This is a genomic window from Rhizorhapis sp. SPR117, assembly GCF_021742065.1.
The window spans coordinates 1-428 of sequence record NZ_JAKKIE010000245.1; the positions used below are offsets into that span (position 1 = coordinate 1).

Consider the following 428-nt stretch of genomic DNA (forward strand, 5'->3'; position numbering starts at 1 on the left):
CGAGCGGATCGGACGCGTCCTGACGTGAATGCGCTGCTGCCATCTTGGAGCTCCTGAAAAAATCCTGTCTCTACTGCAGCTGCACACGCGTAAGCGCATTACGTAAATGCCCCAAGCCCCATGTCCCACGGCATTCCATTGTTATCACTTTCGTCTGTTATAACTGATTCATCCGATTCAACAATTTTCACATGGAGACCCGTAAGTGATTCAAATACTTATGGGTAATCGCAAGGCCCGCCGGATGGGTACGGCGAAGGAGACTTTCCTGCGCGAGTTCCTCGCTCTGGAGAACGGGCCGCCCAGCCACGACACTTTCAGCGGGGTGTTGCGGTTGCTCGACCCGGACCAGTTTAGTGTCCCGCTTTTTGGAGGAAACCCCCCGACTTCAGTCGGGAAGAGGCTTCAGCCGTTGCCTCGGGGAATAG

The 428-nt window shown here is 55.1% G+C and carries 1 pseudogene; it reads left to right on the forward strand.

What is annotated here, in order from left to right:
* Nucleotides 1-268: 268 nt before the first annotated feature.
* Nucleotides 269-358 (forward strand): annotated as a pseudogene (locus L3X40_RS22210) (hypothetical protein); the annotation flags it as partial.
* Between the last annotated feature and the right edge of the window lie 70 nt (nt 359-428).